This is a genomic window from Ramlibacter algicola (genome assembly GCF_016641735.1).
GTDB lineage: Bacteria > Pseudomonadota > Gammaproteobacteria > Burkholderiales > Burkholderiaceae_C > Ramlibacter > Ramlibacter algicola.
Genome location: NZ_JAEDAO010000001.1, coordinates 1,683,447 through 1,705,825, shown reverse-complemented (window position 1 = coordinate 1,705,825; position 22,379 = coordinate 1,683,447). Strand labels below are relative to the sequence as shown.

18 protein-coding genes are annotated in these 22,379 nt (G+C 71.8%); 5 read left to right on the top strand and 13 right to left on the bottom strand.

What is annotated here, in order from left to right; translation table 11 throughout:
- Positions 1-64: 64 nt before the first annotated feature.
- The gene (locus I8E28_RS08300) at positions 65-988 is read left to right on the top strand and encodes a LysR family transcriptional regulator (RefSeq protein WP_200787520.1); all 924 of its coding nucleotides are present in this window, start codon (positions 65-67) and stop codon (positions 986-988) included.
- Here I8E28_RS08300 and I8E28_RS08295 read toward each other — a convergent pair.
- The 4 genes from I8E28_RS08295 to I8E28_RS08280 form a co-directional block, all read right to left on the bottom strand.
- On the bottom strand, positions 899-1,465 hold the full coding sequence (locus I8E28_RS08295; protein WP_200787519.1) for a MerR family DNA-binding protein: 567 nt from the start codon (positions 1,463-1,465) through the stop codon (positions 899-901). The genes I8E28_RS08300 and I8E28_RS08295 overlap by 90 nt on opposite strands.
- 85 nt (positions 1,466-1,550) lie before the next feature.
- On the bottom strand, positions 1,551-2,036 hold the full coding sequence (locus I8E28_RS08290; RefSeq protein WP_200787518.1) for a PaaI family thioesterase: 486 nt from the start codon (positions 2,034-2,036) through the stop codon (positions 1,551-1,553).
- A 10-nt stretch (positions 2,037-2,046) separates the two neighbouring features.
- Positions 2,047-2,301, bottom strand: a complete 255-nt coding sequence (locus I8E28_RS08285) for a hypothetical protein (RefSeq protein ID WP_200787517.1) — start codon at positions 2,299-2,301, stop codon at positions 2,047-2,049.
- A gap of 242 nt (positions 2,302-2,543) precedes the next feature.
- A complete protein-coding gene (locus I8E28_RS08280; RefSeq protein ID WP_200787516.1) occupies positions 2,544-3,443 on the bottom strand; it encodes a LysR family transcriptional regulator in 900 nt (299 codons plus the stop codon).
- 113 nt (positions 3,444-3,556) lie between these two features.
- Between I8E28_RS08280 and I8E28_RS08275 the strand changes: the two genes are divergently transcribed.
- From I8E28_RS08275 to I8E28_RS08260, 4 genes are all read left to right on the top strand, one after another.
- Positions 3,557-4,372 carry an alpha/beta hydrolase gene (locus tag I8E28_RS08275; protein ID WP_200787515.1) on the top strand — a complete coding sequence of 272 codons (816 nt, stop codon included), beginning with the start codon at positions 3,557-3,559 and terminating at the stop codon, positions 4,370-4,372.
- Positions 4,373-4,469: 97 nt separating this feature from the next.
- Positions 4,470-5,657, top strand: a complete 1,188-nt coding sequence (locus tag I8E28_RS08270; protein ID WP_200787514.1) for an efflux RND transporter periplasmic adaptor subunit — start codon at positions 4,470-4,472, stop codon at positions 5,655-5,657.
- Between the two features lie 30 nt (positions 5,658-5,687).
- Entirely contained in the window at positions 5,688-8,921 is a 3,234-nt protein-coding gene (locus I8E28_RS08265) for an efflux RND transporter permease subunit (protein ID WP_200787513.1), read from the top strand.
- 14 nt (positions 8,922-8,935) lie between these two features.
- A complete protein-coding gene (locus I8E28_RS08260; protein WP_200787512.1) occupies positions 8,936-10,378 on the top strand; it encodes an efflux transporter outer membrane subunit in 1,443 nt (480 codons plus the stop codon).
- 8 nt (positions 10,379-10,386) lie between these two features.
- Here the strand turns inward: I8E28_RS08260 and I8E28_RS08255 are convergent, their stop codons facing one another.
- The 9 genes from I8E28_RS08255 to I8E28_RS08215 all read right to left on the bottom strand — a co-directional run bounded on the left by I8E28_RS08255 (position 10,387) and on the right by I8E28_RS08215 (position 22,378).
- Positions 10,387-10,614 (bottom strand): DUF3079 domain-containing protein, encoded by a 228-nt coding sequence (locus I8E28_RS08255; protein WP_200787511.1) that lies wholly within the window; start codon positions 10,612-10,614, stop codon positions 10,387-10,389.
- 12 nt (positions 10,615-10,626) lie between these two features.
- On the bottom strand, positions 10,627-11,226 hold the full coding sequence (locus I8E28_RS08250; protein WP_200787510.1) for an SCO family protein: 600 nt from the start codon (positions 11,224-11,226) through the stop codon (positions 10,627-10,629).
- Positions 11,223-12,002, bottom strand: coding sequence for a formylglycine-generating enzyme family protein (locus I8E28_RS08245; protein ID WP_200787509.1), 780 nt, complete (start codon positions 12,000-12,002; stop codon positions 11,223-11,225). Before I8E28_RS08245 ends, I8E28_RS08250 begins: the two co-directional genes overlap by 4 nt.
- Before the next feature lie 19 nt (positions 12,003-12,021).
- Entirely contained in the window at positions 12,022-13,518 is a 1,497-nt protein-coding gene (gene nirK, locus I8E28_RS08240; RefSeq protein WP_200787508.1) for a copper-containing nitrite reductase, read from the bottom strand.
- A 452-nt stretch (positions 13,519-13,970) separates the two neighbouring features.
- A complete protein-coding gene (locus I8E28_RS08235) occupies positions 13,971-15,161 on the bottom strand; it encodes an NnrS family protein (RefSeq protein WP_200787507.1) in 1,191 nt (396 codons plus the stop codon).
- Positions 15,162-15,174: 13 nt separating this feature from the next.
- The gene (locus I8E28_RS08230; protein WP_200787506.1) at positions 15,175-16,401 is read right to left on the bottom strand and encodes an NnrS family protein; all 1,227 of its coding nucleotides are present in this window, start codon (positions 16,399-16,401) and stop codon (positions 15,175-15,177) included.
- The gene (locus I8E28_RS08225; protein ID WP_200787505.1) at positions 16,394-19,936 is read right to left on the bottom strand and encodes an LAGLIDADG family homing endonuclease; all 3,543 of its coding nucleotides are present in this window, start codon (positions 19,934-19,936) and stop codon (positions 16,394-16,396) included. Before I8E28_RS08225 ends, I8E28_RS08230 begins: the two co-directional genes overlap by 8 nt.
- Positions 19,926-21,191, bottom strand: coding sequence for an NAD(P)H-dependent flavin oxidoreductase (locus I8E28_RS08220; RefSeq protein WP_239027201.1), 1,266 nt, complete (start codon positions 21,189-21,191; stop codon positions 19,926-19,928). The genes I8E28_RS08225 and I8E28_RS08220 overlap by 11 nt, the downstream gene beginning before the upstream one ends.
- Positions 21,188-22,378 carry a hypothetical protein gene (locus I8E28_RS08215; RefSeq protein WP_200787504.1) on the bottom strand — a complete coding sequence of 397 codons (1,191 nt, stop codon included), beginning with the start codon at positions 22,376-22,378 and terminating at the stop codon, positions 21,188-21,190. Before I8E28_RS08215 ends, I8E28_RS08220 begins: the two co-directional genes overlap by 4 nt.
- Position 22,379: the final 1 nt, after the last annotated feature.

The following is a 22,379-nucleotide window of genomic DNA, read 5'->3' as shown; positions in this document are numbered from 1 at the left end:
TGTAGGAGCGCAAGGGTCGGCGTGAACGGCGGGAATTGACAACACTGTTCAGGATAATGAACAGATGACCACGCCCTCCTTCGACGACCTGCACCTGCTGACCGTGCTCGCGCAGACGCGCAGCTACACGTCGACGGCGGCGCGGCTCGGCATCTCCAAGGCCAGCGTGAGCATGCGGGTGGCGGCGCTGGAACGCGCGGCCGGCGTGCAACTCGTGCGACGCACGACGCGGTCGGTGACGCTGACGCCGGCGGGCCAGGAGTTCGTCGGCGCCTCCGCGCACGCGTTCGAGCACATCGAACGTGCGTTTGGCGGCGTGCGCGACCTGGCCGACGAGCCACGCGGCCTGGTGCGCGTCACGGCGCCAGTGGCCCTGGGGCGGCAGCACATCGCGCCGACACTCGCCGCGTTCTGCACGCGTTATCCCGAAGTGCGGCTGGAGCTCGACCTGAGCGACCGCTTGGTGAACCTCGCGCAGGACGGCTTCGACCTCGCGATCCGGCACGCCGAAGCGCCGCCGGAAACCCACGTGGCCTGGGCACTGGCGCCCTGCACTTCGATCCTGGTCGCGTCGGCCGGCTACCTGCACCGGCGGGGCATGCCCAAGCACCCGAACGACCTCGCCGGGCATGCGTGCCTGCTCTACCTGCGCGGTGGCGGGCGCACGTGGACGTTCCAGCGTGGAGACGAGGATCCGGTCTCGGTCGTCGTCGACGGGCCACTGAAGGCGAACAACAGCGAGGTGCTGCGGCAAGCAGCGTTGGGCGGGCTGGGCATCGCGCTGCTGCCGGCGTTCAGCGCGGCCGGCCACATGGGGACGCGGCGGCTGGTGCAGGTGTTGCCGAAGTGGCGGCCGCTCGGCTTCTTCGCGGAGCAGATCTATGCGATCCGGCCCTGGTCACCGCACGTGCCACGCGCGGTGCAATGCGTCGTGGACCACTTCAAGGCCGTGTTCGCGGCGCAGGACTGGCGCAGCGCCGCGTCCTGAGCTTCGCCGCTCGCGCGGCTGCGTCACGCGCAGCGCGCGCTTCCTCTCCTGGCCCGGATTTCTCGCCGTCGCGGGCGCTGCGGCCGTGGCCAACCCGTCGAGGATCACGCAGTGCGCATCCTCGTCGCCGCGGCATTGCGTCACCATCTTCTCCAGCGAGGCGCGCATCTGGTCCAGCTCGCGCTGCTGCTCCAGCAACGCCTGCAACTGGCGTTGCGCGACCTGCTTCACGTCGTGGCTTCGCCGCGTGGGGTCGCGCCAGAACGCCATCAGCTGGCCGATCTGCTCCATCGAGAACCCGAGCGTGCGCGACTGGCGGATGAAGCGCAGCATCGCGATCTCCCCGTCGCCGTAAAGGCGGTAGCCGGCTTCCGTGCGGTCGGCCTCGGGGATGAGGCCGAGCGACTCGTAGTGGCGGACCATCTTGGGCGTGACGCCCGCCGCGGCGGCGGCGTCTCCGATGTTCAGGCGTTGCATCGTCAGCTCCTTCGGTTCGGGGCAGTGTCGACCTTCCCACCATGGCAAGGTCAAGCGGCCAGTGGCCGAGGCAAGGTGATCGCGTTCATGGGCGAACCGGCGCGACCATCGCCGTGGCGGTCGCGAACGGCGCACCACCTGCCACCGGCTCCAGCACCGCCTGCGCGAAGCCGAAGCCACGCGACGAGCGCGTGAGGCCGGCGCGGAACACGAGCGGCGCGTCCGTACGCGCCAGCGACAGGAACTGCACGGACAGCTCCAGCGTGACGACGACATCCGCATCGAAATGCCCGAGCCCCGCGAGCACCACGGCGGCATCGAAGCCGGCCGCGACCACGCCGCCGTTGAGCGCTGCAACCCCACCGCCGCCCAGCACACCCGGATGCAACCGCGACAAGGTGATCTCGGCGATGCCGGGACCCGCGTACCGGCCTTCGAAGCCGAACCACCCGATCTCGCTCCGGCATGCGAAGCTGGCCAGCCGCGCACGGCGCTCCGCAGCCCCGAGCCGGAACGGGAGCAGACCGAGCCGCAGGCCGGGCTCCGCGAGCGTCGCATCGGCGCGCTGCATGGCGCTGCCTTCAGCGCCGAATCGCCCGGCCCGGGAAGAAGGGCTGCGCGTCGATCCAGCTGCGGCGCGCCACGGGACCGGAGGGGGTCATGAGGATGCCGCTCTCCACGCCGCGCGAGTGCGTGATGCCGATATCGCGCAACTCCCGCCATTCCATGCGAGCGAGTTCATCGGCGTCTCGGCGCAGGCGTCCGCGTTCGGACAACCAGCTGCGCGCGTTGGCGATCCACGCCGGCGAGCGGGACCAGGGGTTGGGTTCGTGCATTCGATGCTCCTTGGAGAGGAGCTCGCATGGTTCCGGTTGCCACGGTGGCAAGGTCAAGGCGCCCCTTGCCGGCCAATCTAGGGTGTGCGAACCTGCGTGGCAATTCCCCTCACGCGCGGACATCGTCTGCGGATTTGCACATGGTCACCGCCCCCCGACCGAAGCGGCTGCGTTGCGACAGCGTTTCGGCGAATTCGGTGGTGAGCTGCAGGTCATCGGCGCGAATCGGCCGGCCGCGCCGCTCACTGGCGCGCAAACAACTCCGCCGACCACTCCACGAACGCGCGCACCTTCGCGCTCAGGTGCCGGTTGGGCGGGTACACCACGTGCAGCGGAATCGGCGGCCGGTCCCAGTCGGGCAGCAGCCGCACCAGCTCGCCGCGCTCCAGGTGCGGACGCGAGCCGAACTCGGCCACCTGCGACACGCCCAGGCCGGCCAGCACGGCCGCCATGTGCGCGTTCGCTTCGTTGAGCGACAGCCGGTAGCGGCCCAGGATCTCCAGCGATTCACCGTCCTTGTCGAACAGGTGCGGATACGGGCGCCCGGTGCGCGTGGAAAAGTAGTTGACCGTCGTGTGCCGCCCTTCCTCCAGCGACTGCGGCGTCTCCGGCACCCCGTGTTCGCGCACGTACGCCGGCGACGCAACCGTGAGCAAGCGCAGGTTGGCGATGCGTCGCGCGACGAGCGACTGCTCGGTGAGTTCGCCGCCGCGCAGCACGACGTCGACGTTGTCGGCCATCAGGTCCACCGGCCGATCGGTCACGCCCAGGTCGAGCTGGATGTCCGGATAGCGGCGGAAGAAATCCGGCAGCGCGGGAATGAGGATGAGCCGCGCGACCGACGTGCCGACGTCCACGCGCAACCGGCCGCTCGGGTTGGCCTGCGCATTGGAGAGGCTGGCCTCGATGTCGTCGAGATCGTTGAGCAGCCGCGACGCGCGCTCGTAGTACGCCGCGCCGTCGGCGGTCACCGTCACGCGGCGCGTCGTGCGGTGGAGCAGGCGCACCTTCAGCCGCTCCTCGAGTTGCTGGACCAGCTTGGTGACCGAGCCCTTGGGCAGGTTGAACGATTCGGCCGCGCGCGTGAAGCTGCCCGTCTCCACCACGCGGGCGAACACCTGCATCGCCTGGATCCTGTCCATCTCTTTCCTCGCTTCCCTCGGGCTCGTTCGGCGCGGATTGTTCATCGGCCGGAAACAGAGAACTGGACAAGGCCCTCTTTATCCGCATGCGATGCGTGCCTATCCTTCGGACCATGCCTGTGATCCCGCGTCCTCCCGAAGTGCGCACCATGCCGGTGCCCGGCACCGGCCGCAACGCTTGCGTGCTCGGCGCCAAGCGGCGTGGCCAGGTGCTGCCGCTCGTGCTGCATTTCCATGGCGGCAACTTCACCGGCGGCCACCCCGATGACGAATCCAGCATGGCTCCGCTGCTGGCCGGCGCCGGCGCGGTGGTCGCGTCGTTCGATTACCCGCTCGCGCCCGACCACCGGTTTCCGGTGGCGGTCGAGGCGGGCTACGTGGCACTCGAGTGGCTGTCCAGGCAGCGCGGCACGCTGGCGGGCAAGGACGCGCCGCTGTTCGTCGCCGGCGAGGAAGCCGGCGGCAATCTCGCGGCCGCGGTCGCGATGGTCGCGCGGGACCGCCTGCATCCGCCGCTTGCCGGCCAGATCCTGGTGGCGCCGATGCTCGATCCCTGCACCGGGTCGCCCTCCCTGCGTGACAAGCTCGGCACGCAGCTGGCCTGCCGTTGGTCCGATGGCTGGCAGCAGTACCTGCGCGGCCCGATGGATGCCGAACATCCGTATGCGGTGCCTGGCCGTGCGCAGCGCCTCGCCGGCCTGCCGCGGGCGCTGATCCTCACCGCCGCCGACGACGCGATGCGCGACGAAGCAATCGCGTTCGCACAGCGCCTGCGCGATGCAGGCGTGTCCGTCACCAGCCCCGTGCTCGGCACGCCGTCGGGCTGGCCGGAATCGCTGGAACAGGTGCCGCCGGACCAGTGTCCGTGCGCGGCCGAAGCCCAGGAGCACCTGCGCGCGTTCCTGCGGCCGCCGATCGTGCCTTCCTAGGGCCCCTCCCCACACCCCTTGACCTTTCCCTCGTGGCAAGCCCGATCGTGCGGGCTGGCCTGGACTCGCTCACCCCAAAACCGACAAGGACCGCCCCATGAAGAAGACTCTCGCCACCGTCAAGCCCCGCCACTGGTGGGCCGCCGCCAGCCTCGGCGCCGTCGCGGCCGCCGTGACGCTCGTGCTCGGGCCGCAGCCCGGCGCGCAAGCCAGTGCGCCCGCCGCGGCGCCCCCTGCCACCCCTGTGTCCGTCGCGACGCTCGCCGAGCGTGAAGTGACCGCGTGGGACGAGTTCTCCGGCCGCCTCGAAGCGGTCGAGCGCGTGGACCTCCGCTCGCGGGTCGCCGGCGCGGTGCAGGCCGTGCACTTCCGCGAAGGCGCGATCGTGAACAAGGGCGACCTGCTCGTGACGATCGACCCGGCGCCGTACGCGGCCGAAGTCGAACGCGCCGAAGCCCAGGCCGCCGCCGCACAGGCCCGCGTGACGAACGCGACCAGCGAGCAGGCACGTGCGCGCCGGCTGTGGGAAGACAGCGCGATCGCGCAGCGGGAGCTCGACGAGCGCACGAACGGCCTGCGCGAGGCGCAAGCGAACCTGCGCGCCGCGCAGGCGCAACTGCAGGCCGCGCGCCTGAACCTGTCGTACTCGCAGGTACGCGCTCCCGTGTCGGGCCGCGTCGGCAAGCTGGAAGTGACGGTCGGGAACCTGGTGACCGCAGGACCGGGCGCGCCCGTGCTCACCACGCTGGTGTCGGTGAGCCCGATCTACGCCAGCTTCGAAGCCGACGAACAGACCATCGTGCGCGCGCTGCGCGACCTGCACGGCGGTGCGAGCGCGCGGCAGCTGCTCGAGCGCATCCCCGTGCGCATGGACACCGCCGCCGGTGACGACCGCACCTGGGAAGGCAAGCTGCAGCTGATCGACAACCAGGTCGATGCCAAGAGCGGCACGGTGCGCGTGCGCGCGGCGTTCGACAACAAGGACGGCAGCCTGATCCCCGGCCAGTTCGCCCGCATCCGCATGGGCCAGCCGAAGCCGGCGCGCGTGCTGCTGGTGAGCGAACGCGCGATCGGCACCGACCAGGACAAGAAGTTCGTGCTGGTCGTGGGCGACGGCAACAAGGCCGAATACCGCGAGGTCGCCCTCGGCGCCCCGGTCGACGGCTTGCGCGTCGTGCGCAGTGGCCTCAAGCCCGGCGAACGCATCGTCGTCAACGGCCTGCAGCGCGTGCGCCCCGGCGCCGTCGTCGCACCGCAACCTGTAGAGATGGTTGCGAAGTCCTGAGTTCATCCCGCCCCTGAGTGAGAGAACAAGATGAACTTTTCGAAATTCTTCATCGACCGGCCGATCTTCGCGGGCGTGCTATCCGTGCTGATCTTCCTGTCCGGGCTGATCGCGCTGCGCGGGCTGCCGATTTCCGAGTACCCGGAAGTCGTTCCGCCCACTGTCGTCGTGCGGGCCAACTACCCGGGCGCCAATCCGAAGGTGATCGCCGAGACGGTCGCCACGCCGCTCGAGGAAGCGATCAACGGCGTCGAGGGCATGCTCTACATGAGCAGCCAGGCCACCACCGACGGCCTGCTCACGCTGAACGTCACGTTCAAGCTCGGCACGGACCCGGACAAGGCGCAGCAGCTGGTGCAGAACCGCGTCTCGCAGGCCGAGCCGCGGCTGCCGGAGGAAGTGCGCCGCCTCGGCCTGTCCACGGTCAAGAGCGCGCCGGACATCACGATGGTCGTGCACCTGGTGTCGCCCAACGGCCGCTACGGCATGGACTACCTGCGCAACTACGCGGTGCTCAACGTCAAGGACCGGCTCGCGCGCATCCAGGGTGTCGGCCAGGTCGGCATCTGGGGCGGCGGCGAGTACGCGATGCGCATCTGGCTCGACCCGCAGAAGGTCGCGCAGCGCGGGCTGTCGGCGGGTGACCTCGCGCATGCGGTGCGCGGCGAGAACGTGCAGGCCGCGGCCGGCGCCGTCGGTGCCTCGCCCACGCTGCCTGGCGTGGATGTGCAGATGTCGCTGAACGCGCAAGGCCGGCTGACCAACGAGCAGGAGTTCGGCGACGTCATCGTCAAGGCCGGCGCCGACGGCGCCGTGACGCGCCTGCGCGACGTCGCGCGGCTGGAGCTCGGCGCGGCCGACTACTCGCTGCGCTCGCTGCTGGACAACCAGCCGGCCGTGGGCATCGGCGTCTTCCAGTCGCCCGGCTCCAACGCGCTCGAGATCTCCGAGCAGGTGCGCGCCACCATGGCCGAGATCGCGAAGACGATGCCCGAGGGCGTCGAGTACCGCATCGCCTACGACCCGACGCAGTTCGTGCGCGCCTCGATCAAGTCGGTGGTGCAGACGCTGCTGGAAGCCATCGCGCTCGTCGTGCTGGTGGTGATCCTGTTCCTGCAGACCTGGCGTGCGTCGCTGATCCCGCTGCTGGCCGTGCCGGTGTCGGTGGTCGGCACCTTCGCCGTGCTGCACCTGCTGGGGTTCTCGATCAACGCGCTGAGCCTGTTCGGGCTGGTGCTCGCGATCGGCATCGTCGTCGACGACGCGATCGTGGTGGTGGAGAACGTCGAGCGCAACATCGAGGCCGGGCACTCGCCGCTGCAGGCCACGTACATCGCGATGCGCGAAGTGTCCGGGCCGATCATCGCCATCGCACTGGTGCTGGTCGCCGTGTTCGTGCCGCTGGCGTTCATCAGCGGCCTGACGGGCCAGTTCTACCGCCAGTTCGCGGTCACCATCGCGATCTCCACCGTCATCTCGGCGATCAATTCGCTGACGCTGTCGCCCGCGCTGGCTGCGTTGCTGCTGCGCGGCCACGACGCGCCGAAGGATGCGCTGACGCGCTTCATGGACAAGTGGCTGGGCTGGCTGTTCCGCGGCTTCAACCGCGCGTTCGGCCGCGGCGCCGACAAGTACGCCGGCGGCCTGCGCGGTGCCGTCGGCCGCAAGGCGCTGATGCTGGGCGTGTACGCGGCGCTGGCCGTCGCCACCGTGGGCCTGTTCAAGGCCGTCCCCGGTGGGTTCGTGCCGGGCCAGGACAAGCAGTACCTGATCGGCTTCGCGCAATTGCCCGACGGCGCGACGCTCGACCGCACCGAGTCGGTGATCCGCAAGATGGGCGAGATCGCGCAGAAGAACCCGAACGTGGCGGGCACGCTGGCCTTCCCGGGCCTGTCGATCAACGGCTTCACCAACAGCTCGAACTCCGGGATCGTGTTCGCGATGCTCAAGCCCTTCGAGGAGCGCAAGCACGCGGACCAGAGCGGCAACGCGGTCGCGCAGCAGCTGAACCAGCAGTTCGCCGGCATCCAGGACGCGTTCATCGTGATGTTCCCGCCCCCGCCCGTGCAGGGCCTGGGCACCACCGGCGGCTTCAAGCTGCAGCTGGAGGACCGCGCCTCGCTCGGCTATGACGCGATGGATGCGGCGGTGAAGGCATTCATGGCGAAAGCTTCGCAGGCGCCCGAGCTCGCCGGCCTGTTCACCAGCTGGCAGGTCAACGTGCCGCAGCTATGGGCCGACGTCGACCGCACCAAGGCGCGCCAGCTGAACGTGCCGCTCACGGACATCTTCGACACGCTGCAGATCTACCTGGGCAGCCTGTACGTGAACGACTTCAACAAGTTCGGCCGCACGTACTCGGTGCGCATGCAGGCGGACGCGCCCTACCGCGCGCACGCCGACGACATCGGCCTGCTGAAGGTGCGCTCCACCACCGGCGAGATGGTGCCGCTGTCGGCGCTGATGAAGGTGCGCGAGAGCTACGGCCCCGAGCGCGCCATGCGCTACAACGGGTACCTGGCCGCCGACATCAACGGCGGTGCGGCGCCCGGCTACTCCTCGCACCAGGCGCAGGCCGCCATCGAGCGCATCGCCGCCGAGACGCTGCCGCCCGGCATCACGTTCGAGTGGACCGACCTCACCTACCAGGAGATCCTGGCCGGCAACTCGGCGCTGTGGGTGTTCCCGCTCGCCGTGCTGCTGGTGTTCCTGGTGCTGGCCGCGCAGTACGAGAGCCTGACGCTGCCGCTGTCGATCATCCTGATCGTGCCGATGGGGCTGCTGGCCGCCATGACCGGCGTGTGGCTCTCGCGCGGGGACAACAACATGTTCACCCAGATCGGGCTGATGGTGCTGGTCGGGCTGTCGGCGAAGAACGCGATCCTGATCGTGGAGTTCGCGCGCGAGCTCGAGTTCGCCGGCCGCACGCCGGTGCAAGCGGCGCTCGAAGCGGCCCGTCTGCGCCTGCGTCCGATCCTGATGACGTCGCTGGCCTTCGTGATGGGCGTGCTGCCGCTGGTGCTGTCCACCGGCGCCGGCGCCGAGATGCGCCAGGCCATGGGCGTGGCCGTGTTCGCCGGGATGATCGGCGTGACCGCGTTCGGCCTGTTCCTCACGCCGGTGTTCTACGTGGTGCTGCGTCGCCTGGCCGGCAACCGGCCGCTGCGCCAGCACGGTCCGTCGACACACGAGGATCCGGTGCCCGCTTTCGGCGGCGGCGCCACCGCCCGCGCGCTTCCCGCCGCCCCGCGGCTGCACGATTGATGAAGGAGCACGCCATGCGACGCTTTCTCCTGTTGCCCCTCGCCGCCGCGCTGCTCGTCGCCGGCTGCGCCACGTCCCTGCCGGACCTCCCGGCCGACGCCCCCGTGCCCGCACGGTTCAAGGAAGACGGTGCCCGCTGGACCGTCGCCCACCCTGCGGAAGCGCAGGACCGCGGCACCTGGTGGAAACCTTTCGCCGACCCGGCGCTGGACCGCCTGGTCGAACAGGCTGCGGAGCGCAACACCTCGATCGCCGAAGCCGGCGCGCGGCTCGCACAAGCGCGGGCCCTCGTCCGCTCCGCGCGTGCGGACCGCATGCCGCAAGTCGGCCTCGGTGCATCCGCCAGCCGCGGCGCCGGCGCGAACACGCCCTCGGGCGCCGAGCCCGCCACGCTGCTGCAGGCCGACGCGGCGCTCTCGTGGGAGCTCGATCTCTCGGGCCGCCTGGCCCGCGCGCAGGATGCCAATGCCCTCGACGCGCAGGCGCGTGAGGCGCTGCTGCAAAGCACGCGCCTGATGGTGCAGGCCGAAGTCGCGCAGGCCTACCTGGCGCTGCGTGCCCTCGATGCCGAACGCACGCTGGTGCGCGAGACCGTGCGCGCGTATGGCGACACGCTGCGCCTGACGCAGCGGCGCTACCAGGCCGGCGACGTGGCCGAACTGGACGTCGTTCGCGTGCAGACCGAGTTCTCCGCGACCGAGTCGGAAGCGCTCGCGCTGGACCGGCAGCGTGCGCAACTGGAACACGCGCTGGCCGTGCTGGTCGGCGAAGCCGCGAGCGAGTTCAGCTTGCCGCCGATCGCGTGGTCGACGGCACTGCCGGCGATCCCGCCTGGCGTGCCCGGCACGGTGCTCGCGCGCCGGCCCGACGTCGCGGCCGCGCAGTCCAGCCTGCTGGCGGCGCAGGCGCGCGTCGGCGTCGCGCAGTCCGCGTGGTTCCCCAGCGTCGCGCTCACCGGCGCCGGTGGCTTTGCCTCGCCCGAACTCGGCGACCTGTTCAAGTGGTCGGCGCGCGCATGGTCGGTCGGTGCGCTGCTGTCGCTGCCGATCTTCGACGGCGGCCGGCGCGAGGCGGGCGTGCTGTCGGCGCAGGCGCAGCTCGATGCGCAGCTGGCGCAGTACCGCGGCCAGGTGCTGAACGCGTTCCGCGAAGTCGAAGACCAGCTGTCGGCCTTGCGCCTGCTCGACGAGCAATCGCAGGCGCAAGGCCGCGCCGTGGATGCGGCGCGGCGCGCCAGCGCGATCTCGGAAACGCGCTACCACGCCGGCATGGTCAGCCAGCTGGAGCTGCTCGATGCGCGACGCAGCGAACTGCGCAACCGCCGCCAGGCGCTGCAGGTGCGCTCGGCGCAGTACCAGGCGACCGTGGGGCTGATCCGCGCGCTGGGGGGTGGCTGGGATGCGGCGCCTTCGGCACCTGCAGCCACGAAGGAACATTCGCAACTCGCCGCGCGCTGACGCTCGGGTCAGGTTCCTGGCTGCGCGGTGGGGGTCGCGGCAGGCGAAGCCCCGGGTTCGGCCTGCACCGGATCGAGCCCGAATCCTTCCCAGCCGGGCCCGTACAACTCGATCGGGTGCTGGGTGCGCTCGGTGCCGTTGCCGCAGATCATCTGGTCAGCCGCGCAGTAGCGGTCGCAGCCCCAGCACGTGCGCTCCGGGTGCGCCGGCCTGATGGGGAAGATCTTCCTGGCCAAGTGCGCCCCCGATCAGGCGATCTTGCGCACCGCCGCCAGCACCACCGGGTCGACTTCGCCCAGCTTCCCCGTGCGCGCCACGATGCGGCCGCTGGCATCGAGCACGTCGACGACGCTCGAGTGGTTGTATTCGCCGTCCGACAGCCTGCGGTACTGGATGCCCAGCACGGCCGCGAGCTTGCGCGTGGTCGCCTCGTCGGCGCGCGCCAGGATCCAGTTCGCACCGGCCGAGCGCGCCTGCGCGGTCTTCTTGAGCACCGCGACGGTGTCGCGCTCCGGGTCGAAGCTGGCCATCAGCACCTTCACGCGCGCACGGTCCGCGGCCGGCATCGCGCGCAGCGTCGCGTGGATCGTCTCGATGATCATCGGGCAGACCATGTCGCACGAGGTGTAGAACATGCTGGCGAGGACGGGGCCGCCGCGCAACGAGGACAGCGCGAACGGACGGCCCTCCTGGTCGACGAGCGTGGCGTCGAGCCGGTAGATCGAATCGGGCGGCACTGGCGCGGCGGGCAGCGGGTTGTCGTGCGCATCATGCGCGAAGGCCGGCGCGGCCGCCAGGGCCGCCAGCGACAGGAGCGCGCCGCGGCGCGTGAAGGTGGAAGCCGTCATGGGGTTCCTTGCACGGGCTTCACGCAGCGGAAGCCCAGGGTCGCCGTCGTGTCGGCGGCGTTGAGGGACGACAGCAGCGCGATGCGCATGAGCACCGCATAGCTGTCGCGATCGATGATGTTCAGCGCGCCGGCACCGCAGAACTTGAGCTTGTCGGGGTCGCCCTGGGTGCGGCTGTCGCCGGCGATGAACAGCGCGTTGAAGTCGTCCACCCACTCCCACACCAGGCCGTGCAGGTCGCGCAGGCCGTAGGCGTTGGGTGCCCCGCCGACAGCCGCGAGCGCGGTGCCGCCGGGCTTCTCGTACCAGGACAGGATGGCGCGGCGCCACGCGGGGTCGGCACGCGCGTCGGTGCGCGTGGCGTCGGCGGCGGCGGCGTACTCCCACTCGATCCAGGTCGGCAGCCGCGCGCCTTCGCTCTCGCAGAACGCGCGCGCGGCGAACCAGCTGACTTCGGTGACGGGCACGCCGCGCTCGAGCGCGGGACCGGCCGCCGCAGGCGTGGCCCACTGCAGCAGGTAGCGGCGGTCCACGAAGACCGAGGGCGCCTGCCCGCGCATCCACTCGGGATGCGCCTGCACGAAGGAGGAGAACTCGCCGACCGTGACCGGCGTGGTGCGCATCGCGAACGGCGCGACGTCCACCGGCGCCGACACGGTGGCCACCGGGCCTTGCGGCAGCACGCTCTCGAAACGGCCGCCGGGTACCAGGCGGTACTCGCCGGCTTGCACCACCGCGCAGGCGGCGGCGAGGACGACGGCGGCGAGCGGCTTCATGGCAGTTCTCGCGGAGCGCTCACTTGTGCTCGGCCTGGCCCTGGGCGGCGGGCGCCGCGGCGCGGGCCTTCTTCACGTCGTCCTTGGAGACCACGTGGCCGGGGTTGCCCCAGCTGTTGAAGACGTAGGTCAGGATGTTGGCCACCTCGTCGTCGTTGAGCTGGTTCATCGGCGGCATCACCGAGTTGTAGTCGGTGCCGTTCACGGTGACCTTGCCCGACAGGCCGCGGAGCACCACGTCGATGGCCTTCGCGGCTCCCGCGCCGAGGAAGTCGGACTTGGCCAGCGGCGGGAACACGCCGGCCATGCCCTTGCCGTCCGACTGGTGGCACACCGAGCAGGTGCCGGCGAACAGCTGCTGGCCGGCCTTGATCTGCTCGTCCTTGGTCAGCTTGCCGGCGGCGGCGCCCTGCGCGGCCTGCGTCACCGCGGCCAGGTTGGGCTGCGCGCGATCGCCGAGGTACACCGCATCGACTTCCTTGCCCGAGTAGATCGCCTTGTTCTCGGCGCCATCGATGCGAAGGATGGCGAGCGCGCCCTTGTTGAACGCGCGGAACAGCGAGTGATCCACCATCACGTAGCTGCCCGGCACGCGCGCCGTGAAGGTCGCGATGGCCGCGCCGCCCGCGGGGATGACCGTGGTCTGCACGTTCTTCTGCACGTTGCTGCCGCCCTCGAACCGCACCTGGTCGAAGATCGCGCCGATCACGTGGAAGCTCGAGATCAGGTTCGGGCCCCCGTTGCCGATGTACAGGCGCACCTTCTCGCCGACGTTGGCGGTGATGGCCTTGTCGCCGGTGAGCGCGCCCTCGGCGCCGTTGAACAGCACGTAGGTCGGCTTCTCGTCGATGGCCTTCTCCATGTCGAACGGCTGGTGGCCCTTCTCGCGGTACTTGCCCGTCGTGTAGAAGTCGCCCTGCATCACGTAGTACTCCTTGTCCACCTTGGGCAGCCCTTGCGGCGGCTCCACCAGGATCAGGCCGTACATGCCGTTGGCCACGTGCATGCCCACCGGCGCCGTGGCGCAGTGGTAGACGTAGATGCCTTCGTTGAGCGCCTTGAAGGTGAACTGCGACTCGTGGCCCGGCGCGGTGAAGCTGGAAGCCGCGCCACCGCCCGGCCCGGTGACGCCGTGCAGGTCGATGTTGTGCGGCATCTTGCTGCCCGGGTGGTTCTTCAGGTGGAACTCCACCGTGTCGCCCTGGCGCACGCGGATGAAGCTGCCGGGCACCGTGCCGCCGAAAGTCCAGAACGTGTAGTTCACGCCCTCGGAGATCTGCATCGTCTTCTCGACGACCTCCAGGTTCACGATCACCTTCGCCGGGTAGTTCCGGTTGGTCGGCGGCGGCACGTGCGGCGGGCTGGTGAGGATCGCCTCGATCGGCTTGCCGCGCGGCGTGCCTGCGTCGGCCGGCGCCGCAGGCGCGGCAACCGACAGCAGCGGCCCGCCGATCGCGGCGGCCAGCACCAGCAGGCGCGAGGCGCGCAACAGCCGGGGGAGGGTCAGGGTCGTCATCTTGGTTTCCTCAGGTCGATAGCAAAGCAGCATCTGCCATGGACCTTAGGCTCGCGACTGCCGGGCAGCCTTGACCTAAATCAACCGTCTGCCGGGCCGGCGCCGCGCTGTCGCGTGCGCGCCAGTGCGCGGGACACAGGCCTTCGTCGTCCCCGCGAAGGCGGGGACCCAGCGCTTTCCTTGTCTTGTCATTCCGGCGAAGGCCAGAAGCGCGCCGCGCGCATCACTCGACCATCGAAAATCGGCCCCGGCAGGCACCGCCTGACGCGCCCCCCTCGTCACGCTCCGCCGTGCCTTCTCCGACCAAGGCGCCCAACACCCGTGGCGCACTCGCTCGCACAACCCGGACAACCTTCAATCCTCTGCGTCCTCTGCGCTTGCTCTGCGTCCTCTGCGTTAGGGAGTCCACGAAGCGGCGCGATGGCGCCGCGCACGCACGACAGCGCCGCGCATCAGCCCGGCTTGCCGTCCAGCCGAGGCCGCGTCAACACGGGCAGGTAGCGCACCGTGAACAGCCCGAAACCCGCAGCCCACAGCAGCGCCGCAGCGAGCCACGCTTGCGCCGTCGCGGCCGGCAGCAGCGGCGGCACCAGCACGCGCACCACGCCCGCCGCGGCGACCAGCACGTAGCAGGCCACGTCCCAGCGGTCGGCGCGCAGCGGGCGCGCGGTGTGGCCCCGCGAGGTGCGCGTCATCATCCCGACGACCAGCAGGCCGAGCGCGCCGGTGGTCAATGCGTGCGTCGCCACCGAGTTGGTGACCCACCCCACGGCCGCCGCCGCGCGCAGCGCGAGGTGGATCCACAGCCAGGCGTAGCCCGCGTGCAGCACCCACACCAACGGCGTGCGCAGCGTGCGCCAGGGCTGCCACAGGCACCAACGCGCCAGGTGCGCGAGCGCGGCGATCGCGGCGACCCCAGCGAGCAGCGCGATCGGCGCCTGCAGCACGTCGAGCGCCAGCAGCGCCAGCAGGCTGCCCAGTGCCACCTTCTCGAGCCACGCGCGCCGCTGCGCGTTCGCACCGGGCACGCCGTTGTTGGTGAACATGGGCACCACGCGCCCCGCCATCACGGCCAGGATGAACAGCACGACGTCCAGCGCGAGCCCGATGCCGGCCCATCCGGGCAGCGCGAGCCGCCCCATCGCATGCAGGTGCACCACCAGCGTGGCGAGCGCGAACGCGACGAGCAGCGCGACGAAGAAGTAGTTGCGCCGGTTGCGCGCACGCACGAACGGAATCGCCAGCGCGATCGCGGCGGCCAGCGGGAACGCGGCGTTCAGCAGGGCCGACGTCATCGGCCACGGCGTCATCACGGCCAGCCGGCCCGCGAGCCAGAGCGCCGCCAGCGCGGCGAGCCGCCCGCCGGTCGGCGTGGGCTGGTTGGTCCAGTTGCGCCCCGCCGTGAACAGGAAGCCGACGATCACCGGCAGCGCGAAGCCGAACAGCATCTCGTGCGCGTGCCACAGCGGATCGGCGAGATACGTCATGCCGAGGTGGCCACCCATCTGCAATCCCCACAGCAGGGCGGAGAGCGCGCCGAACGTGCCGGCCAGCAGGTAGAAGGGGCGGAAGCCCAGTTGCCACAGCGCGAAGCGCGGCAGGGCACGGACGGGAGGTTCTTCGATGTGGAGGAAACCGGACATGGGCGAAAGAAGGTCAATGCCGCGCGCGCGCCGTCGTGGCGAGCGCCGCTTCGTGGACGATGCGGAAGGCCCAGGCGCCGAGCGAGGCGCTCCACAGCACGGCGGCGGGCAGCAGGAGGAACGGGAGGGCGAACGCCGCCGCGGCGATGCGCAGCAGCACGGCGCCCTGTACCGCAGCGAACAGCCAGGCCGGGCGGGCGCCGAGCACGAGCGGGCGCGCCGTGTGCGCGGCCACGACTTGCGACGCCATGCCTGCCAGCAGCAGGCTGAAGGCGCCGGCGCCCAGCGCATGCACGTCGGCCAGCGGCAGCGGGGCCGCATGGCCCGCCGCGCGCGATGCCGCGTTGAACGCGCCGAGCAGCCAGCCGGCAGCGAACCAGCAGCTGCCCAGGAACAGCGCGCGCACGAGCGGCGTGCGCAGGTGCCGCGCGCGTTGCCAGGCGAACGCGCCGGCGGCGATGGCGAGCCCCGCGGCGCCCTGCACCGCCGCGAGCAGTCCCAGCCACGCCACGTGCTCGCCCATCCACGGTGCGATCGCCCGCAGCACCACCGCCGCCAGCACCACGGCGAGCAGTGCATGCGCACGGCGCGAGGCGCCGGGCAGGTCGAACGCGGGGACGAGGCGGTCGGCCGCGACGGTGAACACCGCCGCCACGCAGCCCCAGAAACCGGTGAGAACGGCGGCGCCGGCGACGTCCCAGCGTTGCAGCGCGGTGGCCGCAGCCAGCACCGCGGTCGCAACCGCGCCGGCGGCGAGCGCAGCGGCGATGAGCGCCGGGTGCAGGCGGTCGGGCTTGTCGCTCGCGCGCACCTGCCGCACGGCGCGCCGCGCGAGATCGGCCAGCCCCGCCGCGGCGATTGCAGCGCCCACGGCGGCGAACGCAGGAGCGACCAGGGTGCCTGCGAGCCACACGCACCAGCCGATCGCCTGCGCGCCGAAGGCCGGCAACAGCGACGCCGTCGGCGGGGCCGGCACGCGCAGCCAGCGCGGCAGCGCGGTGAAGGCGAAGCCGCCGATGAACAGCGGGAACGGCCCCAGCGCCATCACCGCCCCGTGCGCGAGCGGCCGCGGCACGGCCCAGCGCGGCACGGCACCCGGCACGAGCACGGCGATCCACCACGCGCCCGCCAGCGCCAGCAGCGTGGCGCCGGCGGCGAAGCCGAGCCGCCACGGCTGCGCGAGCAGCGACTGCAGCTGCCAGCGCGCAGGGCTTAGCGGCGAAGCGGCAGGATCAGCCACAAGCTCCCACATGGCCGCACTGGGTGCAGAACTCGCACCCGTCCTTCCGGATGACAGCATGCGCGCCGCACTCGGGGCACTTGGTGCCGGCCATCGCGGTGCCGGCGACGCCGACGGCGGGCGCCGGCGTGGTGAGTGTCGGCGCGGCGTCGCCGCGGCGGCGCGCGATCAGCGCCTGGATGGCATACGCGATCGCCGCCACCTCGGAGTCGTGCCACAGCGGCACCTCGGCGCCGTCCGCGCGCTGGTACGTGCCCAGCCGCACCGGCCCGCGGTCCCACGCGACCTTGCGCATGTCGTCCAGCGCGCGGTCGAGGAAGCCGCCGCGCGCGGCCAGCGACAGCAGCCGCATGCAGGCGGAGATCCACTGCTGCGACTCGCCCTGCTGGCCCACCGGCATGAAGAACTCGATCGCGCGCTCGCGGCCCTCGCCCACCGGCAGGAAGGACACCACGAGGTACAGGGTCTGGCGGCCCTGCTGCGTCCAGTACTCGACCTTCTCGGCCACCGCGGGCAAGGTGCCGCGCGGGCGGCGCTCGATGACCGCGCGCATCGGGTCCGGCGCGGGCGTCTCCAGCAGCGGCGCGACGGCCGCCTGTGCGGGGCCGGCGTCGAGCACCGAGCCGAGGATGGTGTTGGGCCGGTACGTGGCCAGCCCCTTCAGGCCCGCGCGCCATGCTTCCAGGTACAGGTCCTTGAAGTCGTCGTACGGATAGTCCTCGGGCACGTTGACCGTCTTGCTGATCGCCGTGTCGACGAAGGGCTGCACCGCTTCCATCATCGCCAGGTGCGCCGCCGCCGGCATCTCCAGCGCGCTGACGAAATACGGCGGCCGTTCGGCGGTCTCGCCGGCGAGCGAGCGGTACAGCCGCCAGGCGTGGTCGACCACCTCGTACTCGCTGGTGCTGCCGTCGGCTTCGCGCTTCTTGCGCCGGTAGGTCCACGAGAAGGGCGGCTCGATGCCGTTGGACGCGTTGTCGGCGAACGCCAGGCTCACGGTGCCGGTGGGCGCGACCGACAGCAGGTGGCTGTTGCGGATGCCGTGCGCGCGGATCGCGTCCTGCAACGCCGGGTCGAGCCGGCTGGCGAACGTGCCGGGCCGCAGGTAGCCGCCGGCGTCGAAGGCCGGGAACGCCCCCTTCTCCCTGGCCAGCTCGACCGACGCCGCATACGCCGCGTCGCGCATGGCGCGCGCGATGCGCACCGCCATCGCGCGGCCGTCGTCCTCGTCGTAGCGCAGCTTGAGCATCGCCAACGCGTTGCCCAGCCCGGTGAAGCCCACGCCGATGCGGCGCTTGGCGCGCGCCTCGTCCTGCTGCTGCGGCAGCGGCCAGTGCGTGAGGTCCAGCACGTTGTCCAGCGCGCGCACCTGCACCGCCACCGCGTCGCGGAAGGCGTCGAAGTCGAACGCCGCCTCGCCGCCGAACCCGAACGGCTGGCGCACGAAGCGCGTGAGGATCACCGGGCCGAGGTCGCAGCAGCCGTACGCGGGCAGCGGTTGTTCACCGCAGTTGTGCACGTACAGGCCGTTGGCGTCGAACGCGTGGACGTCGCGCACCGTGACGTCGTAGACGTCCTCCTCCCCGTCCTCGTCGACCGCCTCGACGGTGGCCGTGAAGCGCTCGACGTTCAGGGCACGGCGGTACGCCGACAGCGCATGGTCCAGGCGCTCGCGCTTGCCGGTGTCGGCGAAGCCCACGCGCTCCTCGAACTCCAGCAGGTTCGCGCCGCTGATGACCAGCTCGTGCACGGGCCGCGCGTCGTAGAGCGCCTGCCCTCCCTTGCCATCGCGCATGACCTGGCGCAGCGCGGGCTTGCGATCACGGTAGATCGTGCTTGCAATGCCCAGGCGCAGCAGCATGCGCTGCGCGGCCGCGAGCAGCGAGACGTCCGACTGCGTGAGCCGCACGCTCACGCCCTTGTCCTGGCTGCCCTGCACCGAGCCGTCGGCATCGAACAACCCGCGCAGGAGGCCCACGGTGAAGTCGCTGGACTGGCGCTCGACGTGCGGCGTGATTGTCTTGTGTCCCACGCGCAGGCCAAGCCTGAAGGCCAGGTCGCGCAAGGCCGCGGACCCCATGCGCATCTCGCCGCGGCCGTCGCCCACCGGCCGCTGGAAGCCGCCGAAGTCGGCGCGGTGCGGCAAGGTGCTCGCGGCGGCTTCCGCGGCGGCCACGATGCCCGCGCTTCCGCCCAGGGCGGTGTGCTCGTCGCCGACGGCGCGCAGCTCCGGCGCCCACACGGAGAGCACCGCCTTGTCTTTTTTGAGCGTCCCGTCGCCGATCAACAGGCCCAGCAGGTAGCCCTCCTGCTCGGTGCCGGCTCCCTGCCAGCCGCGCGTGGCGCGGTGGTCGTGCAGCACGATCTCGTCGCCCCGCTGCAGGTCACCGGCTGGCGACCACTGCACCTCCGTGACGTAGCGCGTCCGGCGCGCCATCTTGCGCACCAGGTGGTCCGGCGTGAGCCGCAGCTCATGCCCCTCGCGGGTGCGCAGGCGCACGACCTGCTTGCGCCCAGTGGCGAAGAACCCGTCGCTGTCGACCGGGAACGCCTTGCCGTCGACGACGGCGGTGAAGCGGCGGCCGACGAGGTCGGCTACCTGCGCGGGCCCCTCGGTCGTGAGCACCCACGTGTCCGCGGTGACGCACGGATTCGTCGCCGTGATCCGCTCGCAGTACGCGAGGTTGTTGTCGGTGTTGATCGTGTCCAGGAACAGGATGCCGGGCTCGGCGAAGTCGTAGGCCGAGCGCATCACCAGGTCCCACAGTTCGCACGCGGGCACGGTGCGGTAGACCCACATCCCGTCGGCGCGCTGGTGGGCGCCGGCGGCGACGAGATCCCGACCCGGCTCGGCACGGTGCACCAAGGGCCAGTCCGCGCCCGCTTCCAACGCACGCATGAACTCGCCAGGCACGCCCACCGACACGTTGAAGTTGGACCAGCGGCCCGGCGTGCGCTTGGCGCCGATGAACTCGCGTACGTCCGGGTGGTCGATGCGCAGCACGCCCATCTGCGCGCCGCGGCGCGAGCCCGCGCTCTCGACCGTCGCGCAGGAGCGGTCGAACACGTCGATGTAGCCGCACGGGCCGGACGCGATCGAGCGCGTCTTGCGCACGATGGCGCCGCGCGGGCGGATGGCCGAGAAGTCGTAGCCGACGCCGCCGCCGCGGCGCATCGTCTCCGCCGCTTCGCGCAGCGCCTCGTAGATGCCGGGCAGCCCCTGGTCGTCGCGGCCCTGGATCGCGTCGCCCACCGGCTGCACGAAGCAGTTGATCAGCGTGGCCTCGAGGTCGGTGCCGGCGGCGCTCATGATGCGACCGGCCCCGATCGCGCCCCGGCGCAGGTTCTCCAGGAAGCGCGCCTCCCACAGCTCACACAGCGGCGGGGCCTCCACGCTGGCCAGCGCCCGCGCGACGCGCTCGTACAGGTCGTCCAGCCCGCGCTCGCCGTCCTTGAGGTACTTCTCGGCCAGCACGTCGGTGCTGATCGGTTGCGGCGGCAGCGCCGCGGCGCGCACGGGATCGTCACGTTGCATGGATCACCTCCAGGGTCGGCGCGGCGGGGCGGATGCCCCCCAGCAGCCACTGCATCAGCTCGGCGACGCTGCGGACCTGCTCGCCGAAGGGTAGCGCGCCGGCGCCGCGGAAGAACAGGCCCTTGCGCACTTCCCCCAGCCACGCGTGGCCGAGCACCTTGTCGATGCAGAACTGGCCCCAGTCTGCCTTGCCGTCGCGCAGGCCGCACTGCGCGAGGCAATCGAACCACATCGTGCAGTGGCGCTTGGCGTGCGCGCCCGCCTGCAGGCGGCTCTCGAGGCGCAGGTACTTGTCCAGCCACGGCGTGCGCACCGCGCGCGCGGGCAGGCCGGCGACGCTGGTGAACTCGACGATGTCCTCCGGCCGGGCCTCGGCCAGCACCTGCTTGAAGTGCGGATGCGCATCGCTTTCCCGCGTGACTGCAAAGGGCGTCCCGAGTTGCGCGGCGGCGGCGCCGAGCGCCTGCACGCGCGCGATGTCGTCGCGGCTGCGGATGCCACCGGCCGCGATCACGGGTACGTCGCGCTCCAGCCCCATCTCGCGCAGCACCTCCAGCACCTGCGGCAGCACGACCTCGAAGTCGAAGCGCGGGTCGTGCAGGTCCTCGATGCGCGCCGCGCCAAGGTGGCCACCCGCGTGGCCGGGGTGCTCGATGACGATCGCGTCGGGCTTGCGGCCGCGCCTGGCCCAGCGCCGCAGCACCAGCTGCGTGCCGCGGGCGTCCGACAGGATCGGCACCAGCGCGACGTGCGGATGGTCGGCCGCGAGCTCGGGCAGGTCCAGCGGCAGCCCGGCGCCGACCACCAGCGCGTCGGCGCCGCTCTCCAGTGCCTGGCGCACGGACGCCGGGTACTCGCCCACCGCGCGCATCACGTTCACCGCGACGAGGCCGCGGCCCTGCGCGATGTCGCGCGCACGCCGGATCTCGCGCGACAGCGCTTCCAGGTTCGCCGCGTTGATCGCGCCCCTGGCGCCCTCGCCTTCCAGCGCCGCGGTGCGCTCCATCAGGTCCGGATGCACGCGGCGCAGGTCCACCGACGCGATCGTGCCGACCGCGCCGCACCCGGCCACCGTGCCGGCGAGACCGCCGGCGGACACGCCCACGCCCATCCCGCCCTGCACCACCGGCAGCAAGCTGCGGCCGCGCCACTGCAGCGCCTTCAATCCGCTGTCCTGCGCCAGTTGCGCCAGGCTCGCGGCGAACGCGGCGCCTTCCTCGGTGGCCTGCGCGGCCGCCATCCCGTCATCGGTCATCGTGTTGCCCTCTCTCCTTCATCCCGTGGCCCGCCAGCCGCACCGGCGCGTGCCTCGGCCCGGGGGTCGTGAACCAGCGCGCGGCGCCGCCAGGCGACAGCGCCCGCGACGACGGCGATGAACACCAGCAGCGCGAGCGCGTTGCCCGCCGCGCCCGCGGCGCGCCACGTGGCGTCGACCGCGCCGCCCGCGAGGCGCGCCAGCAGCGTCAGGTGCAGCAACGCCAGCGGCAGATAGAAGGCGCGCCCGAAGGCGAGCTTCCAGCCCGCAATGGCCGGAAGGATCACGGGCGCGTGCCCCAGCACCATGCTGGCGACGAAACCGAGCCCGATCGCATGCAGCGCCGCGTCGCGCACCGGCGCCCCGTAGGCGGTAGCGATCCAGGCGATGCCGCCGATGCCGAGCCAGCCGTAGCCCGCCAGCAGGCACACCGCCATGTAGCGGGGCAGCCCCGGCGCGTGCAGGGTGCGGCGCGCGATGTCATGGCGAAGGAACCAGCCGGCCAGCAGCAGCAGCGCCGCGCCGAACACCGCGCCGCCCGCGCGTGGGGAGAAGAACGTCGCGGCCGCGCCGGCCACGAGCAGCGCGAGCAGCGCGTGCAGCCGCCACTCGGCGGCCGGATGGCGGCGCATCAGGCGCGTCATCTCCAGCCGCTCGGCGGCGATCGTGGCGACGAGGAAGGTGAACCACCACGGCACGATCGCGTCGGCCGGCGCGGCGGCCGCGAACAGCACGTTGCCGGCGAGCCAGCCGGCGGCGGCCAGCACCAGCAGGCGCGTGTGCGGCGCCGGCTGGCGCCGCATCAACGCGACGTTGACCGCGACGAAGCAGGCCGATGCCAGCGCGAGCAGCAGCGCGCCTTCGGCGACACGGCCGGCCAGCAACGCGGCGGCCGCCAGGGCCGATGCGACCGGCGAGGTCCAGCCGAGCGGGTGGCGCAAGGCGACCGCGCGCTCCAGGCCGATGACCGTGCCCAGCATCCCGCCGATCACCAGCGCGCCGTGCAGCGCGGCCGCGGTCGCCCAGGCGGTGCCGGGCGTGCCGGGCCACGGGACGCCCGCGCGCAGCAGGCCACCGCCGAACGCAGCGATGCCGGCCAGCACGGCAGCAGCCGCGAGCAGCGGCCCCGCAGCGGCGAGCCGTGCCGGGCGGGCTGCAGGTCGCGCGATCCGGCCGGGCGCGGGCATC

Excerpts from the sequence above, each read along its gene's own strand:
- I8E28_RS08300 (WP_200787520.1), top strand. The coding sequence starts at position 65 with ATGACCACGCCCTCCTTCGACGACCTGCACCTGCTGACCGTGCTCGCG.
- I8E28_RS08295 (WP_200787519.1), bottom strand. The coding sequence starts at position 1,465 with ATGCAACGCCTGAACATCGGAGACGCCGCCGCCGCGGCGGGCGTCACG.
- I8E28_RS08290 (WP_200787518.1), bottom strand. The coding sequence starts at position 2,036 with ATGCAGCGCGCCGATGCGACGCTCGCGGAGCCCGGCCTGCGGCTCGGT.
- I8E28_RS08285 (WP_200787517.1), bottom strand. The coding sequence starts at position 2,301 with ATGCACGAACCCAACCCCTGGTCCCGCTCGCCGGCGTGGATCGCCAAC.
- I8E28_RS08280 (WP_200787516.1), bottom strand. The coding sequence starts at position 3,443 with ATGGACAGGATCCAGGCGATGCAGGTGTTCGCCCGCGTGGTGGAGACG.
- I8E28_RS08275 (WP_200787515.1), top strand. The coding sequence starts at position 3,557 with ATGCCTGTGATCCCGCGTCCTCCCGAAGTGCGCACCATGCCGGTGCCC.
- I8E28_RS08270 (WP_200787514.1), top strand. The coding sequence starts at position 4,470 with ATGAAGAAGACTCTCGCCACCGTCAAGCCCCGCCACTGGTGGGCCGCC.
- I8E28_RS08265 (WP_200787513.1), top strand. The coding sequence starts at position 5,688 with ATGAACTTTTCGAAATTCTTCATCGACCGGCCGATCTTCGCGGGCGTG.
- I8E28_RS08260 (WP_200787512.1), top strand. The coding sequence starts at position 8,936 with ATGCGACGCTTTCTCCTGTTGCCCCTCGCCGCCGCGCTGCTCGTCGCC.
- I8E28_RS08250 (WP_200787510.1), bottom strand. The coding sequence starts at position 11,226 with ATGACGGCTTCCACCTTCACGCGCCGCGGCGCGCTCCTGTCGCTGGCG.
- I8E28_RS08245 (WP_200787509.1), bottom strand. The coding sequence starts at position 12,002 with ATGAAGCCGCTCGCCGCCGTCGTCCTCGCCGCCGCCTGCGCGGTGGTG.
- nirK (WP_200787508.1), bottom strand. The coding sequence starts at position 13,518 with ATGACGACCCTGACCCTCCCCCGGCTGTTGCGCGCCTCGCGCCTGCTG.
- I8E28_RS08235 (WP_200787507.1), bottom strand. The coding sequence starts at position 15,161 with ATGTCCGGTTTCCTCCACATCGAAGAACCTCCCGTCCGTGCCCTGCCG.
- I8E28_RS08225 (WP_200787505.1), bottom strand. The coding sequence starts at position 19,936 with ATGCAACGTGACGATCCCGTGCGCGCCGCGGCGCTGCCGCCGCAACCG.
- I8E28_RS08220 (WP_239027201.1), bottom strand. The coding sequence starts at position 21,191 with ATGACCGATGACGGGATGGCGGCCGCGCAGGCCACCGAGGAAGGCGCC.
- I8E28_RS08215 (WP_200787504.1), bottom strand. The coding sequence starts at position 22,378 with ATGCCCGCGCCCGGCCGGATCGCGCGACCTGCAGCCCGCCCGGCACGG.